Annotated in this window: 12 protein-coding genes; 4 read left to right on the top strand and 8 right to left on the bottom strand. The window is 66.9% G+C overall.

Annotation, left to right across the window (positions count from 1 at the left end; genetic code table 11):
* Positions 1–220: 220 nt before the first annotated feature.
* The 4 genes from AC07ZH_RS04110 to queF all read left to right on the top strand — a co-directional run bounded on the left by AC07ZH_RS04110 (position 221) and on the right by queF (position 5,994).
* Complete coding sequence (locus tag AC07ZH_RS04110) at positions 221–3,343, top strand: Rne/Rng family ribonuclease (RefSeq protein WP_495198660.1); 3,123 nt, start codon at positions 221–223, stop codon at positions 3,341–3,343.
* Between the two features lie 83 nt (positions 3,344–3,426).
* Entirely contained in the window at positions 3,427–4,206 is a 780-nt protein-coding gene (gene yaaA, locus AC07ZH_RS04105; RefSeq protein ID WP_495198659.1) for a peroxide stress protein YaaA, read from the top strand.
* 29 nt (positions 4,207–4,235) lie between these two features.
* Positions 4,236–5,087, top strand: coding sequence for a 2OG-Fe(II) oxygenase (locus AC07ZH_RS04100; protein ID WP_495198658.1), 852 nt, complete (start codon positions 4,236–4,238; stop codon positions 5,085–5,087).
* Positions 5,088–5,148: 61 nt separating this feature from the next.
* Positions 5,149–5,994 carry an NADPH-dependent 7-cyano-7-deazaguanine reductase QueF gene (gene queF / locus AC07ZH_RS04095; protein WP_119108920.1) on the top strand — a complete coding sequence of 282 codons (846 nt, stop codon included), beginning with the start codon at positions 5,149–5,151 and terminating at the stop codon, positions 5,992–5,994.
* A 12-nt stretch (positions 5,995–6,006) separates the two neighbouring features.
* Here queF and AC07ZH_RS04090 read toward each other — a convergent pair whose 3' ends face one another.
* The 8 genes from AC07ZH_RS04090 to AC07ZH_RS04055 form a co-directional block, all read right to left on the bottom strand.
* Positions 6,007–7,566 carry a methyl-accepting chemotaxis protein gene (locus tag AC07ZH_RS04090; protein WP_495198657.1) on the bottom strand — a complete coding sequence of 520 codons (1,560 nt, stop codon included), beginning with the start codon at positions 7,564–7,566 and terminating at the stop codon, positions 6,007–6,009.
* A gap of 118 nt (positions 7,567–7,684) precedes the next feature.
* Positions 7,685–8,923 (bottom strand): DNA polymerase Y family protein, encoded by a 1,239-nt coding sequence (locus tag AC07ZH_RS04085; protein ID WP_495198666.1) that lies wholly within the window; start codon positions 8,921–8,923, stop codon positions 7,685–7,687.
* A 253-nt stretch (positions 8,924–9,176) separates the two neighbouring features.
* On the bottom strand, positions 9,177–9,641 hold the full coding sequence (locus tag AC07ZH_RS04080; protein WP_495198656.1) for a group I truncated hemoglobin: 465 nt from the start codon (positions 9,639–9,641) through the stop codon (positions 9,177–9,179).
* A gap of 13 nt (positions 9,642–9,654) precedes the next feature.
* The gene (locus tag AC07ZH_RS04075) at positions 9,655–10,551 is read right to left on the bottom strand and encodes a DUF3034 family protein (protein WP_495198665.1); all 897 of its coding nucleotides are present in this window, start codon (positions 10,549–10,551) and stop codon (positions 9,655–9,657) included.
* Positions 10,552–10,621: 70 nt separating this feature from the next.
* Positions 10,622–11,422 (bottom strand): anti-sigma factor, encoded by an 801-nt coding sequence (locus AC07ZH_RS04070; protein ID WP_495198655.1) that lies wholly within the window; start codon positions 11,420–11,422, stop codon positions 10,622–10,624.
* Positions 11,423–11,429: 7 nt separating this feature from the next.
* On the bottom strand, positions 11,430–12,005 hold the full coding sequence (locus AC07ZH_RS04065; RefSeq protein ID WP_495198654.1) for an RNA polymerase sigma factor: 576 nt from the start codon (positions 12,003–12,005) through the stop codon (positions 11,430–11,432).
* Between the two features lie 123 nt (positions 12,006–12,128).
* Positions 12,129–13,292, bottom strand: a complete 1,164-nt coding sequence (locus AC07ZH_RS04060) for an alpha-hydroxy acid oxidase (RefSeq protein ID WP_495198653.1) — start codon at positions 13,290–13,292, stop codon at positions 12,129–12,131.
* Between the two features lie 189 nt (positions 13,293–13,481).
* Entirely contained in the window at positions 13,482–15,770 is a 2,289-nt protein-coding gene (locus tag AC07ZH_RS04055; RefSeq protein WP_495198652.1) for a bifunctional diguanylate cyclase/phosphodiesterase, read from the bottom strand.
* Positions 15,771–15,772 lie beyond the last annotated feature (2 nt).

Raw genomic sequence — 15,772 nt, 5'->3', positions numbered from 1 at the left:
CGCCCCCTTCCACGCGCCCCCGCCTCTGCCGCTCTGCTAAACACAGCGTTATTGGCGACTTCGGCAATTCCCTTCGTTTCAAGACGTCCGTCCAGGCACCGTTGGCTCTGCGCAGCGCTTTAGCGCGCGCGAGCCGTTGTTTGGATTTTTTGGGCCACCCGCCGCGCGCAGCCATCTCTGCGCACCGCCGGCCCCGCCACTTGAGAGAAGGACACGCATCATGAAGCGGATGCTGATCAACGCCACGCAGCCCGAAGAGCGCCGCCTGGCCATCGTCGACGGACAAAAGCTCCTCGACTACGAAATCGAGATCGAAGGGCGCGAACAGCGCAAGGGCAACATCTACAAGGCCGTCGTCACGCGCGTCGAGCCCAGTCTGGAAGCCTGCTTCGTCGACTACGGCGAAGACCGCCACGGTTTTCTGCCGTTCAAGGAAATCTCCCGGCAGTACTTTGCCCCCGGTGTCCCGCCCAGCCAGGCACGCATCAACGAGGTCATCAAGGAAGGCCAGGAACTGCTGATCCAGGTCGAGAAGGAAGAGCGCGGCAACAAGGGCGCAGCCCTGACCACGTTCATCTCACTGGCCGGCCGCTACGTGGTGCTGATGCCCAACAACCCCCGCGGCGGCGGTGTTTCGCGCCGCATCGAGGGCGAGGACCGCGCCGAGCTCAAAGAGAACATGGACCAGTTGGAATACCCCAACGGCATGTCCATCATCGCGCGCACCGCCGGCATTGGCCGCAGCGCCCCCGAGCTGCAGTGGGACCTGAATTACCTGCTCAAACTCTGGAGCGCCATCGACGGCGCCGCCCAGGGCGGCAAGGGCGCCTTCCTGATTTACCAGGAATCGAGCCTGGTCATTCGCGCGATTCGCGACTATTTCAACAACGACATCGGTGACATCCTCATCGATACCGACGACATCTACGACCAGGCCCAGCAGTTCATGGCGCACGTCATGCCCGAGCATGCCGCCCGCGTGAAGCGCTACCGCGACGACGCCGCCCTGTTCAGCCGCTTCCAGATCGAGCACCAGATCGAGTCGGCCTACGCCCGCACCGTGCAACTGCCGTCCGGCGGCGCCATCGTGATCGACCACACCGAAGCGCTGGTCAGCGTGGACGTCAACTCGGCCCGCGCCATCAAGGGCGGCGACATCGAGGAAACCGCCACCCGCACCAACCTGGAAGCCGCCGACGAAGTGGCGCGCCAGATGCGCCTGCGCGACCTGGGCGGCCTCATCGTCATCGACTTCATCGACATGGAGGAGAGCAAGAACCGCCGTGAGGTCGAGAACCGCCTGCGCGACGCGCTGCGCCAGGACCGCGCCCGCGTGCAGTTCGGCACCATCAGCAAGTTCGGCCTGATGGAAATGAGCCGCCAGCGCCTCAAGCCCGCGCTCAGCGAAGGTTCGTCCATCCCCTGCCCACGCTGCGGCGGCTCCGGCCACATCCGCGACACCGAATCGTCGGCGCTGCAGATCCTGCGCATCATTCAAGAAGAATCGATGAAGGACAACACCGCCGCAGTGCACTGCCAGGTGCCCGTGGAAGTGGCTTCGTTCCTGCTGAACGAAAAGCGCACCGAGATCGCCAAGATCGAGCTCAAGCAGCGCGTAGCCGTGCTGATGGTGCCCAACAAGACGCTGGAAACCCCCAACTACAAGCTCGAGCGCCTCAAGCACGACGACCCCCGCCTGGACCACATCGAAGCCAGCTACAAGCTAGTCGAAGAGGTGGAAGACCCAACGGCCGTGACACGCCGGTCGCAAGAGCCCACCAACAAGCAGACCCCGGTGATCAAGGGCGTGCTGCCCGACGCGCCCGCGCCCCAGGCCGCCCCGCGCGCCGAAGGCGAAGTGCGCGCACCACGCGGCACCACGCGCCCTGGCGCCACCCAGGCCAACGCGCCTGCTGCGGCACCCGCCACCCCGGTCGCACCGCCATCGGTACAGCGCACTCCTGAACCCGGCTTCATGAGCTGGCTCAAGAACCTTTTTGGCATGGGCGAGCCGGCACCGGTGGCGGCGCCCGCCGCGCAGCCGGCACCGGCAGCCGAGAAACCCGTACGCGAACCGCGCCAGGGCGGCCGCAACGGCGAAGGCCGTGGTGGTGAAGGCCGCAGCCGGCGCGGCGGTGGCCGCGGCGATGCTGCGCGCGAAGCGGGTCGCGAAGGCCAGGGCGAAGGCCGGGGCCGGGGCCGCGCAGAGCGCAGCAATGGCGAAGCCCGCCCTGCGCGCGATGCGGAACGCGGCGAAGGCCGCAGCGACAGCCGTGAAGGCCGTGAAGGCCGTGAACCCCGTGAACCCCGTGAAGGCCGCGACGGCCGGGGCCGCGGGCGCGGCGAAGGCCGCGCCAATGGCGCTGCTACCGCGCAGCAAAGCGAAGCCGCCATGCAAAGCACGGCCGCGAATGCTGACGTTTCGCTGCCGCCGCAAGACGCAGAAGTTCAAAACGACCGGCCCGTGCGCACCAGCGAACCACGCCGTGAACGCGGCGAGGGCAACGGCAATGCCCGGCGCGAACGCGCCCCGCGTGGCGAGGGCCGCGAGCGTGCACTGCGCAACAACGAGGCGCAGGCAGCGCACGGCGGCGATTTTGCCGACACGGCGCCGCTCGATTCTCTGCCCGACCTCGACCTCTCAAACGTCCAGGAAACCAACGGCTCCAGCGCTGGCGAGCCGCAAGAGCGGCGCGAGCGCCGCTCGCGCGACCGCTATGGCCGCGACCGCCAGCGCGGCACGCGCCAGGACGCAGCACCGGCAGCCGACAGCGAACCCAGCCTGCTGAGCAACGAAGGCGAAGCCCCAGCGAACGCCGAAGAAGCGCCCGTACGCCGCAGCTACTTTGCCGCATCCCCAGCGCCTGCGGCAGTGGCGGTGCCAGAGCCAGAAGCGACGGCACAAGCGGAGCGACCACAAGCGGTAACGCCGGCGGCTCCCGCCGTGCGTGATCTGCCTGCGACAGCCCCGGCCGATCAGCCTGCGCCTGTCGCTGCCCCCAAGCCGGCTCCCCGCCGTGCAGAGGCTCCGCGCGCCGAGCCGCAGGCCGAGGTGGCCCCTGTGGCCCCGGCGCCCGCAGCAGCCGGCATGCCCCTTGTGGGCCGCTATGAGCTGCCGGTGGACGCCATGCAACAGGTGGCCAGCAGCTCCGGCCTGCAGTGGGTGAACTCCGACGCCTCCAAGGTGGCTGCGGTTCAGGCCGCGATTGCGGCGGAACCGGCTCCCGTGCGCGTGCCGCGTGCCCGTCCGCCTGTGCCAACGCCAGACGAAGGCCCGCTGGTCCTTGTCGAAACGCACCGCGACCTGCGCGACATGCCACTGCCGTTCGATCAGCCACGCTGATCCCTGGGGGCTTGCCCCCACACGGCAACGCCGCTCTCGCATCCCGCGAGGCGGCGTTTTTTATTTCCGGCGAAGATCGGCCAATGCTGATTGTTCTCTCCCCCGCCAAGTCGCTCGATTTCGACACCCCGCTACCGGCTGATTTGCCGCATACGCTTCCCGCTTTCCCCGCGCAAACGCGCGCGCTGGTCGAGCAGATGCGCAGCTTTGCGCCGCAGGACCTGGCATCGCTGATGCACATCAGCGATGCACTGGCGGCTCTCAATGTGGGGCGCTTTGCAGCTTTTCGCGCACGCGCCAGCGCGGCCTGCGCACGCCAGGCGCTGCTGGCCTTCAACGGGGATGTGTACGACGGACTGGACGCGCGCAGCCTCGGCGCCGCCGACCTCGATTGGGCGCAGGAGCACCTGGCCATCCTGAGCGGCCTCTACGGCGTACTGCGCCCGCTCGACTGGATGCAGCCCTACCGGCTGGAGATGGGCACACGCCTTGCCACCAGCGAGGGCATGGGCCTGTACGCGTACTGGGGAGAGCGCATTGCGCGCTACCTGGACCGCCAGTTGCAGCGCCAAGCCGGCGAGCCGTTGCTGCTCAACCTCGCCTCGCAAGAGTATTTCAAAGCCGTAGATCGCAAGGCCCTGCGCGCCCGCGTTGCCGAGTGCGTGTTTGAAGACTGGCACGGCGGCGCCTACAAGGTGATTGGTTTTCACGCCAAGCGCGCACGCGGCCGCATGGCGCGCTTTGCCATCCAGACCAGGGCCGAAACACTTGAAGCGCTACAGGCTTTTGGTGCCGATGGCTACGCTTACACAGCGAAGGCATCGGCCCCCGACCGGCTGGTATTCCGCCGCCGCGCAAACTGACGCCGCGCCCGATGGGGTACAACCAGGGCATGGACAACCACCCCATTTCCGCCGCGACGCCGGTATCGGACGAACTGCGCCACTGGGCCATGGAGCAGCGCAGCCGCAACGTCGACCGCGAGGCCATGCTCCAGGCACTGCTGGCCGTGGGCTGGCAGACCGAGCAGGCACAAGCCGCACTGGGCGCCGTGCTGGACACGCCACCCAACAGCCCTGCCGGCGTGCGCACCCTGCCCGGGCCGGATCTCTCTGCAGCGCGGCCGACCCTGTCGGCAGCCGACCGGCAGGTGCAGGTCGTGGTCGCCATGGAATACCCGCCGCTGACGGTCTTCTCGCAGTTGCTGAGTGCGGACGAATGCACCGCCCTCATCGCGGCCGCGCGGCCACGCCTGGCGCGCTCGCTCACCGTTGAGACCCACACCGGTGGCGAGGAAGTCAACGCCGACCGCACCAGCGAAGGCATGTTCTTCGAGCGGGGTGAGAGCGACCTGGTGCGCCAGATCGAAGAGCGCATTGCCGCGCTGCTGCGCTGGCCGGTGGACCACGGCGAAGGTCTGCAGGTGCTGCGCTACGGGCCAGGCGCCGAGTACAAGCCGCACTACGACTACTTCGACCCCCGCGAGGCGGGCACCGCCGCCATGCTGCGCCGCGGCGGCCAGCGCCTGGCAACGCTGGTGATGTACCTCAATACGCCCGAAGCCGGCGGCGCCACGGCGTTCCCGGCACTCGGACTCACCGTCACGCCTCAGCGCGGCAATGCAGTGTTCTTTCGCTACGACCGCCCACACCCCAATACGCGCAGCCTGCACGGCGGCGCACCGGTGCTGGCGGGCGAGAAGTGGATTGCCACCAAGTGGCTGCGCGAGCGAACATTTGAATGAAAATGGCCTCTAACGCATACCCCATAAGCGCTACCAGCTATTATTTCTGCAGTATTTCTCCATGAACACCCCTGAACAATCCCCGCTGGGCAAAACGAGCGCAAGGCCCGAACACTACGACCCTGCGCTGCTGTTTCCCATTGCCCGCGCTGCCAAGCGTGCCGAGATCGGTGTCGGCGCCCAGCCGCAGTTTTTTGGTGCCGACCTGTGGACCGCGTACGAACTCTCGTGGCTCAACCCGCGTGGCAAGCCGCAGGTGGCGCTGGCGCACCTCACCGTGCCGTGCGAGTCGCCCAACCTCATCGAGAGCAAGTCGCTCAAGCTCTATCTGGGCAGCTACGCCAACACGCCGTTCGCCAGCCCGCAGGACGTGGCGGCGCGCATGCGCACGGACCTGTCCGAAGCTGCGTGGCGGGGGTCCGCGCTCGGCGGCAGCGTGGGCGTGCGCCTGCTCCTGCCCGAGGCGTTCGACCGCGAGCCCATACACGAACTGGACGGCCTGAACCTGGACCGCCTGGACCTCGAATGCAGCCGCTACACCCCGGCGCCGGACCTGCTGCACGCCGCATTCGACGAGGCGCCGGTCAGCGAGGTGCTTACCAGCAACCTGCTCAAGAGCAACTGCCTGGTCACCGGCCAGCCCGATTGGGGGAGCGTGCGCATTGCCTACAGCGGCCCGCAAATCGACCAGGAGGGGTTGCTGCAGTACATCGTGAGTTTTCGCAACCACAACGAATTCCACGAGCAATGCATCGAGCGCATCTTCATGGACCTCTGGGCGCGCTGCCAGCCCATCAAGCTGGAGGTCTATGGGCGCTACACACGCCGTGGCGGTCTGGACATCAACCCCTGGCGCACCAGCCACCCCATGGCAATACCGCCCAACGTGCGCACGGCGCGGCAGTAGCCGAACTGCCGGCTACAACTTGAACACGTCCAGCGTGCGGCCGAGCACGCCTGCGTTGTCGCTCATGGTGCGGGCCGAAGCGGCGGACTCCTCCACCAGCGCGGCGTTTTGCTGCGTGACGCGGTCCAGGTCGGTCACGGCCTCGTTCACCTGCGAAATACCCTGAGCCTGCTCAAGCGTGGCAACGCTGATCTGGCCCATCAAGGTGTTGACGTGTGCCACCGACTGCACCACCTGGGCAATGGTTTTCCCCGCTGACTGCATCTGCCCGGCGCCGCGCTCAATGTGGGCACCGGACTCGCCAATCAGCCCGCGGATTTCACCCGCCGCCGTGGCACTGCGCTGGGCAAGCGCCCGCACTTCGCTGGCCACCACCGCAAAACCCCGCCCCTGCTCCCCCGCGCGTGCGGCTTCAACCGCGGCGTTCAGCGCCAGGATGTTGGTCTGGAACGCAATGCCCTCAATGGTGGAGATAATCTGACCCATCTTGCCCGACGACTGCGCGATGGCCTGCACTACCGCGCCGACCTGGGCCACCGCTTCACCGCCGTTGCGCGCCAGTTCGGCGCTGTGCTCACTTTCTTTTTGCACCTGCTGCGTGGTTTCTGCCGATTGGCGCACCGTGCTGGAGAGTTCCTCCATCGCCGCCGCCGTTTCCTCCAGGCTGCTGGCCTGCGATTCGGTGCGCTCGGACAAATCTTGTGCGCTCTGCGCAATCTCGGAAGAAATGCTGCCAAAGCCGCCAATTTCCTGGCGGGCATCGCCGACCACCGCGCGCAGGTTGAGGTGAATGCGCTGCACCCGCTCCAGCAGCAGTTCAACCGGGCTGTTGCCGGCCGGCTCTTTTTGCGGGTGGGCCAGGTCACAACCGGCAATCTCGGTCATCAGGCGCGCGGTAGTGATCAGGGGCGCCGTGATGCTTCGCTGGCACCACCACAGCGTGAGGGCCGTCAGGGCCACCAGCACGGTGGCCTGGACCATGAACACATTCCCTTCCCTCCAACCAAGCACCCCTGGGGCCAGAGCCACCGCCAGAAGCGGCAGCAGAAGCCCGAAGAGGCGATGCGTTAGGTTAAAGCGCTGGAGCTTGCCCAGCGCATTGCGCCAGCCTGGACGCCGCACGCGCCCGGCATGCAGGTAGAAGCTGGGGGCACCACGCCCACGTTCTTCGTGGATCTGCTGGTACAAAGCCTCGGCCGCACGCACTTCCTCGCGCGTGGGTTTGACGCGCACCGACATGTAGCCGCGCGGTTTGCCATCCAGCACCATGGGGGTGACGTTGGCGCGCACCCAGTAGAAATCGCCGTTCTTGCGGCGGTTCTTCACCATGCCCGTCCAGTTGCGGCCCCGGCCTATGGTGGCCCACAGGTCCTTGTAGGCTTCGGGCGGCATGTCGGGGTGGCGGATCAGGTTGTGCGGCTGACCCATGAGTTCGTCCATGGAATAGCCGCTGACCCGGGCAAAGGCGGCGTTGCAATGCGTCATCACCCCCTTGTTGTCGGTGGTCGACATCAGCAGCTCGTGGTCGGGGTAGTCGAATTCGTTGTGGGTAACAGGAAGATTGGTGCGCATGAAGACCTCGGAGATGTAACCGAGTATAAAAATTCACTGCAGTTTTGCAGTCACCCCTCACGCCAACGGGCCTGTGTTCGAGCACAGAAGTAGTGTGCCAACAACATCCAGAGGGCGATCAAAAGAGCCCTGGCTGGCTGGCGGGCGCCGGCAGATCGCTGGAGCTCGGCGGGGTTTGCCCCGGCGACCCATTGGCCAGCCGGCTCAGCCCACCCACGCGCACGCCCAGCAGCCGCAGGCGCTGGGTGAGCGGCGCGCGCTTGAGGCACAGCCCAGCCGCGTGGCGGATGGCAGCCGCATCCTGCGTCGGCACGGCCAGCGTGTGGTCGCGCGTCACCGTCGAGAAGTCGGCATAGCGCAGCTTGATGCCTATCCCCCGCCCGACATAGCCCTTGCGCTGCAGGTCGGCCGCCACCTGCTCGCACAGCGACGTGAAGATGGCCCCCAGCTCCCGGCGGTCGCGCACTGCGTGCAGGTCACGCTCGAAAGTGGTCTCACGGCTCATGCTCACGGGCTCGCTGTGCGTCTGCACCGGGCGGCTGTCGCGCCCCCAGGCCGATTCGTGCAGCCAGGCCCCGGTGGCGCGGCCAAAATGCTCGACCAGCCAGTCTTTCTGGCAGGCCGCCAGCTCACCGATGGTGGTGATGCCGTGGCGCGCCAGCTTTTCCCCGGCCTTGGGGCCAATGCCGTTGATCTTGCGGCAGGCGAGCGGCCAGATGCGCTGCTGCAATTCGTGCTCGTACAGCACCGCGACGCCGTTGGGCTTGTCGAATTCGCTGGCCATCTTGGCCAGCAGCTTGTTGGGTGCGACGCCGAGCGAACAGGTCAGGCCCGTGGCCTGAAAAATCGACTTCTGGATCAGCCGCGCCAGCACGCGCCCGCCTTCGCGCTGTCCACCAGGCACGTCGGTGAAGTCGATGTACACCTCGTCCACGCCGCGGTCCTCCATGACCGGCGCGATCTCGGCAATCGTCCTTTTGAACAAGCGCGAGAAACGGCGCACCTCGTCAAAATCCACCGGCAGCACGATGGCCTGCGGGCACAGCCGGGCAGCTTTCATCATGCCCATGGCCGAGCCCACGCCAAACTGCCGCGCCGCGTAGGTGGCCGTCGTGATGACGCCCCGGCCGACGTAGTCCTTGAGCAGCGGAAAGTCGGCTACGGGAATAAAACAGCGCTCGCGCCCGCCGCTGCCGTCCGGGCCTTGCAGCAGCAGCTCGTCCACCGCCCGCCGCGCGCCGCCAATCACCACCGGCAGCCCCTTGAGTTGCGGGTAGCGCAGCAGTTCGACAGAGGCGAAGAACGCATCCATGTCGAGGTGGGCAATGCGGCGCAGCTTGCCGCCGGTTGCCGGCATGGCGGGCGAGGCGTCTGGGCCAGGATTTGTCTCGGAAACGGTCACGGCCGGTATTGTGCGCGGCGGCGCAGCGCTTGAGCGGCTCGCAAAGAAGCCGGGGCTCTGCCGTTGGCAGCATGGAGAGCCTCTGCCGCTCTACCACGGCGGCAAGGGTAGCGTGCGCTTGCTTGCGCACCTGGATTTGCACATTTTCGGCAACAGCGCTTGCACTGCTTATGCAAGAAGCTATCAAAACAAGAGCAACTCGGAACGCTCAGTGCCGCGTGATGATGTCCCGGTACATGGGTGCGAGCAGCGCCAGCAGACGATTTTGTTGGCGGAAGGCGATGCCCTGGGCGTCCATGGCGCGCTGCAGTTGCTCCACCAGGGCGTTGAAGTCGCCTTTGTTGATCTCCATGTCGGCGTGCACCTCGCGCATGGTGCCACCGTGGTAGGTGCAGGGGCCGCCGCTCAGCACGCAGAACTGCTCGGCCAGGCTTTCCTTGAGCGCGGCGGGCTTGGTGTCCTTGAACTGGGGGCCGATGCGCGGGTCACGGACCAGGCGCTCGACAAAATCATCGACCAGGCGGTCAATTCCGGCTTGCTCGCCCAGCGCCGCATACAGGCCGGAGGGTGCGGCAGCAGGCGCAGCGGCGTGGGGCACAGTGGTCTGTGCGTGGGCCAGCGTGAGGGTGGCGCCTGACACCATCAGGGTGCAGCACAGGGCAAAAGCTTTCATGGGGTTCCCCGCATCAGAAGGCCACCTGGGCCGAAAGGTAGGCGCCGCGTTGGCGCCGGTCGCCCGTGATGCCGGGGACGATGCGCCCCAGGTCCGCCCAGGCCAGCGTGAGCGAGAGGTGCTTGCTCGGCGCCCAGGCCACGAAGAGATCTTTCCATGCGTCTTCGCGCAGCGCCGCGCCCAGGCCTGCCGCGCGGCCGGTGGCTTGCAAGTTGTCGGGCTTGAAGCGCCATTCCGCGCCGACGGCAAGGTCGTGGCGGAGCAGCCAGGCCACCGAAAACTCGGGCTGCAGGCTGCGCCCGCCCCGGCCCGGCGCGGCGGCCCCAAAGCCGAGCAAGCCGTTCTGGTTGGCGCGGGTGGAGCGCAGCGTGGCGTTCAGCAACAGGCCTTTGTCCAGCAACAGCTTGGTGGCGCTGACGTAGAAATCGGTGGACTGTGCGCTGGCACCCAGAAAGTCGAACACCGATTGCAGCGATCCCGGGTGCACGCGCTTGTGCTCCAGGCCGATGGACATCTGTGGCATCCAGGTGTCGGCGTCCAGGATGGCGTCGCCAGCGACGCGCACTTTGGCGCCGAGGATATCCATGCGGATGTGCTGGCCCGGCTGCACGCCGAACGGTGCAATGCCGTTGAGTGCCACCGCCGCGCTGGCGTCGAAATCCTGCCGGGCCACCGACAGCTCGACACGCTCGTTCCACGCCAGGGCGGCGCCGTAGCTGGTGAGCGCGTAGTCATGCGTGGCGGCACGGGTGGTGAAGGCACTGGCCCCCCATTCGCCCTCCGTGGCATTGCTGCCGATGACGGCCCAGGGCGTGATGCCGCCACCCGCCGTGCCGGTGATGCTGCTGACGCCACCGGTGAGCAGCAGTTTGCCGGTTTCGGCCTGTGCCGGCGGGCCCATCACGGCCATTGTGGCCAGCGCGGCGAGCAACTTCGGCGTGCTGTTTTTCATTCGAAGGCCCTGGTTCGTTACGAAAATCTCAAACGGTCTTCTGTATCCATTCGCCCGTGAACAGCACCGGCCCGGTCGGGCCGCCTTCGGACGGCACGCCTCCCTTGGGCTCCAGACTGATGGCGAGCATGGGAACGCCCTGCACCTGGCCCGCCGCCGCCGGCAAGGCCTGGGTGGCCGCGGCTGCCAGTACACCGAGCGAACGCGGCTTGCCGCCCGCGGGCAACGCCCAGAGCTGCAGCGAGCGGTCGGGCGGCACGGCAAAGCCCCCCACCCGCTGAAGGTGCAACTGCTGCGCCTGGGCATCGAAAGTGACCAGCAATTCAGCATGCGCCTTGTCGTCCCGCAACACCGCCACATGCGTGGTCTGCCCACGCGCCGCCAGCTCGGTCTGCAAGCTGGCAATCTGCTGGTGGGCCGATTCGCGCACGCCTCCCGTGACCTGTACCGCCACAACGACCGCAACCAGCGTGGCAAACGCCCCGCCGGCGGCAGCGCCCTGCCACAGCGCCAGTCGGCGCCACCAGCGCGGTGCGCTCGCTTGCGCGGCGCGGGGCTGGTTGGCCTGGTTCGCTTGGTGGCGCAGGGCCGCGCGTTCGGCCTGCACCAGGTTGTCAATGCGCATCCAGACGGCCGCGGGCGGCGGCTCGGGCGCCTGCAGCTCGGTCAGGCCCGCCCAGTGCGTTTGCCACAACAACGCTGCGGCGCGCACCGCAGGGTGTTCGCGCGCCTGGGCCTCAAAGCGGCGGCGCGCACCGCCGCGCAGCGTGCCCAGCGCGTAGCTGGCAGCGAGTGTCTGCAGCAGGTCGGGGTGTTGGTGGAGGTTCATGGCGGGCTCAGGCGTAGCGGGCCATGCAGCCGCGCAACTGCTCCAGCCCGCGCCGGATCCAGGTTTTCACCGTGCCCAGCGGCAAGGCGAGCTGCTGCGCCAGCTCGCTGTGGCTCAGGTCGCGCAGGTAGGCCAGGCTGACCACCTCGCGCTGGCGCGCCTCCAAGCGCTGCAGGCAGGTGTGCAGGGCCGTCGCCTGCTCGCTGGCATCGGCCGCGTCCATGGGGTCGGGGGCGTCGCTCTCCAGCGCGTGGCCCAGGCTGTCGTCCAGCTCCTGGGTGCGGTCGGCACGCGCACTGGCGTGTTTGCGCAAGGCGTCGAGCGCACGGCTGCGCACGATGACCCCGAGCCAGGCCAGCGGCGGGCTGAGCGAGAGCCGGTAATCGCCCGCGGCGCGCCAGACGGTGAGAAAGCTCTCCTGGAGCACATCTTCGGCCGCGTCGCGCCGGCGCAGGACGCGCATCGCCAAACCAAAGAGGCGGGGCGAGGTGAGGTCGTAGAGCGCACGCAACGCGGTTTCGTCGCGCTGCGCAATGCGGTCGATGAGCGTGACCAGTTCGGCATCGAAGGATGGTGGCGGCATGCATGGATTGTGGTGGAGGAAGGCAATTCTTGCTTTCCGTATACGCACCGCGCCGCCGACTGGATTCACCAGGCTGCCACCGGTCGCCAGAAGCCACCAGGGACGCTGGCTCTGCCGCTCAGATCACGGCTTGGGGTAGGTGCCCGGCAGCAGGATGCCCTCATCCACCGTGTCAATGTCGGTGCGGCCACAGAAGGCCATGGTCAGGTCGAGCTCGCGGCGGATGATTTCCAGCGCGCGGGTAACGCCCAACTCACCGTAGGCACCCAGGCCGTAGAGGAAGGCCCGGCCGATCATGGTGCCGCGTGCGCCGAGCGCGCGCGCCTTGAGCACGTCCTGGCCGCTGCGGATACCGCCGTCCATCCACACTTCGATGTCCTTGCCCACCGCCTGCGCTATTGAAGGCAGCGCGGCAATCGACGAAGGCGCGCCGTCGAGCTGGCGCCCGCCGTGGTTGCTGACGATGAGCGCATCCGCGCCGCTGTCGGCGGCCAGGCGGGCGTCTTCCGCGTCCATGATGCCCTTGATGATCAGCTTGCCGCCCCAGCGCTTCTTGATCCACTCGACGTCGCCCCAGTTGAGTTCCGGGTCGAACTGCTCGGCGGTCCACGAGGCGAGCGAGGACATGTCGCCCACGCCCGTGGCGTGGCCGACGATGTTACCGAAGCTGCGCCGCTTCGTCCCCAGCATGCCCAGGCACCAGCGCGGCTTGGTCGCCAGGTTGATCATGTTGGCCAGCGTGGGCTTGGGCGGCGACGAGAGGCCATTCTTGATGTCCTTGTGCCGCTGGCCCAGGATCTGCAAATCGAGCGTGAGCTGCAGCGCTGAACAGCCGGCGGCCTTGGCGCGGTCGATCAGGCGCTCGATGTAGTCGCGGTCGCGCATCACATAGAGCTGGAACCAGAAGCCCGGGCCGGCGTGCTCGGCCACGTCCTCAATCGAGCAGATGCTCATGGTCGAGAGCGTGAAGGGCACGCCAAAAGCCTTGGCGGCGCGCGCTGCCAGGATTTCACCGTCGGCATGCTGCATGCCGGTCAGGCCCGTGGGCGCAATGGCCACCGGCATGGCAACGTCCTGGCCCACCATGGTGCTGCGGGTGGTGCGGCCCGTCATGTTCACGGCCACGCGCTGGCGCAGCTTGATCGTCTGGAACTCGTCGATGTTGGCGCGGTAGGTGCCTTCGGTCCAGGAGCCCGAGTCGCAGTAGTCGTAGAACATGCGCGGCACGCGGCGCTTGTAGACGCGGCGCAGGTCTTCGATGCAGGTCATGGTGGAAAGGTCGCTCACGCTGGTCTCCTGGCAGGTTTCTAAGTGCTGACAATCGTAGGGGCACGGCGCGGCGCGCACCATCAAAATTATTTGTGCGGCCGCGGAGCAAATTTAAATCTGGCGCACTGGCAGCGCTCGAAAATTCAAACAAAAATGGCCTGTAGCGCTTATTTGGAAAGCGTTTGCAGCTATTTCTTCAATAGCATTTTAGGCGCCTTGCAACACGGGGGCCGGCGAACCCGGCAACGCCAGCACTTCGGGTTCTGCAGCCTGTCCCCGGTAGCAGCGCACCTGCATGCGCCCACCGCGCTTGGCGGCGTACAGGGCCGTATCGGCATGGCGGGCCAGTTCCTCGTAGTCACTGCCGTGCTGCGGGAACAACGCCAACCCGGCACTCAGACCGATTTTCAGCATCTGCCCGTTGAGAACAAAGGGCTCCTGGCACACACCCAACACCTTGCCGGCGATGGCAGCCGCCTGCCGAGGGTCTTCCAGCCCGAGGAGCAGCAGTACGAATTCGTCCCCACCCTGGCGGCACACGGTGTCGGACTGGCGCATGGCGGCCACCAGGCGGCGCGCAAACTGCACCAGGAGCTGGTCGCCCGCGTCGTGGCCCAGGGCGTCGTTGATCTGCTTGAACCCATCGAGGTCGAGGTACATCACGCCCAGGCCCTTGGCTTCGCGGCGCGCCAGCGCCAGGGCGTGCTGCGCACGGTCCTGCAGGAGCACGCGGTTGGGCAGATCGGTCAACGCGTCGTACTGCGCCAGGTGCGCCATGCGCTCGGCCATGGCCATGGTTTCGGTCACGTCGTGCAGCACCATCACCGCACCGGTGAGACGGTGCTCGCGGTCGATGATGGGGCAAGCCGACTCTTCCACCTCGAAGCGCTGGCCGTCCTTGCGGTGCAGCACCACGCCGCGCGTGGGGCCGCAGGCCGCCTGCGTGGCCAGCGCCACGCGCAGCGGGCTGGGCTGGGTCTGCTTGCCATTGGCGAGGTACAGCGGCGCGACCTCATCCACGTCGCACCCGGCGGCGTCGAAGGCCTGCCAGCCTGTCAGGCGCTGGGCCACCGGATTGAGGTAGGTGATGCGGCCTTGCGCGTCGGCGCAGACCACCGCATCGCCAATGGACTGCAGGGTCAGGCGCATGAGTTCCTTTTCCTGAAAAATCTCATCTTCCATGCGCTTGCGCTCGGTGATGTCGGTCATCTGCACAAAGATGCCACGCACCAGACCGTTGCTGCTGCCCCGGTCCGGGGTGTAGCTGACCTGCATGTGCCGCTGCTGCCCGTTGGCATCGGTAAGGGTCCGCTCAAACAGCTGTGCGCGCCCTTGCAAAGCCTGTTCGAGGTATGGCCGGACAAAAGCGTAGTCTTGTTCACCCAGAAATTCCTGCGCCAGCAGTCCGCGAAACGCTTCAGGCGAGCGCCCGAACATCGCACTGGTGGTCTGGTTGACGAAACGGTTGCGCTGCTCGGTGTCCCAATAGCCGACCATGGAGGGCAGGTTGTCGAGAATGGTATGCAGGTCGCGTTCTGCCTGGTGCAGTTGCCCGGCCAATTGCTGACGCTGCTGCAGTTCACGCACAAAGAGCACCGCCAGTCCCAGGCAGGCCAGCATCAGCAGCAGGGCAAAGCCGCCCACCAGCGCAGCATGGCGACGCCAGCCGGCCAGGATTTCATCCGTTGACTGCCCAATGTTGACCACCAGCGGAAAGTCACCCACCTGCTGGAAGGCATACAAGCGTTCCACACCATCGATCACGGCCCGGCTGGTGAAGGTGCCGCTGGGGCTCGCGGTAATGCGGGCGAGGTTTTCCGAGCCTGCCACGCTGCGCCCCACGTCCCCTGCCGCCCACGGCAGGCGTGCGATCAACGCGCCATTGGTCTGGTACAGGTTCAGACTGCTTTGCGGCCCGATCTGGACGGCGGCGAACAGCGTGTGGAAATAGTCGAGCCGGATGGAACCCACCACCACCCCACCAAAGCTGCCGTCCTGCTTGAACCAGGCACGGCTGACCGGCAGACAGTCCCGACCCGTCAGCCGCGAGCGGATGGGATGGCCAATGAACAAGCCCTGGTGCCCCCCGGACTGAAAGGCACGGAAATAGTCGCGGTCGGAAAAATCCGTTCCGCCCGGTCCGAGCCCGCCAGAGTCGAAGATCCGCTGGCCCTGTGCGTCCAGCACCAGCACAGCCGACAGCCCCTCGGCGCGCAGGGAGTGGTCAAACAGCACGCGGTTGCGCAAATCAGGACTCAGGGCCATGACCTGCGGATTCGCAAGATCGCCCGCCAAGCCCTGCAGCGACGGATCGAGGGTTCTGAGCAGTGTGGCAATGGACTGCTGCAGGGCATAAGCCAAATTGGCGCCGGTGCTCTCGGCGTGCCGCAAGGCATGGGAGCGCATCGCCCAGATCGCTTGCGCAAACAAGGCCCCGATGCCCAAGGCCACCAGCAAAGCCAGCAGGATCAGTCGACGGGAGGCAGGTTGGCGCACAA

The organism is Simplicispira sp. GW247-4R2A, from assembly GCF_059424465.1.
The sequence above is the reverse complement of the archived record's forward strand: the minus strand, read 5'-3'. Positions and strand labels throughout refer to the sequence as shown.

Coding starts and splice junctions, on each gene's coding strand:
- AC07ZH_RS04110 (WP_495198660.1), top strand. CDS start 221: ATGAAGCGGATGCTGATCAACGCCACGCAGCCCGAAGAGCGCCGCCTG.
- yaaA (WP_495198659.1), top strand. CDS start 3,427: ATGCTGATTGTTCTCTCCCCCGCCAAGTCGCTCGATTTCGACACCCCG.
- AC07ZH_RS04100 (WP_495198658.1), top strand. CDS start 4,236: ATGGACAACCACCCCATTTCCGCCGCGACGCCGGTATCGGACGAACTG.
- queF (WP_119108920.1), top strand. CDS start 5,149: ATGAACACCCCTGAACAATCCCCGCTGGGCAAAACGAGCGCAAGGCCC.
- AC07ZH_RS04090 (WP_495198657.1), bottom strand. CDS start 7,566: ATGCGCACCAATCTTCCTGTTACCCACAACGAATTCGACTACCCCGAC.
- AC07ZH_RS04085 (WP_495198666.1), bottom strand. CDS start 8,923: ATGCCGGCAACCGGCGGCAAGCTGCGCCGCATTGCCCACCTCGACATG.
- AC07ZH_RS04080 (WP_495198656.1), bottom strand. CDS start 9,641: ATGAAAGCTTTTGCCCTGTGCTGCACCCTGATGGTGTCAGGCGCCACC.
- AC07ZH_RS04075 (WP_495198665.1), bottom strand. CDS start 10,551: ATGGCCGTGATGGGCCCGCCGGCACAGGCCGAAACCGGCAAACTGCTG.
- AC07ZH_RS04070 (WP_495198655.1), bottom strand. CDS start 11,422: ATGAACCTCCACCAACACCCCGACCTGCTGCAGACACTCGCTGCCAGC.
- AC07ZH_RS04065 (WP_495198654.1), bottom strand. CDS start 12,005: ATGCCGCCACCATCCTTCGATGCCGAACTGGTCACGCTCATCGACCGC.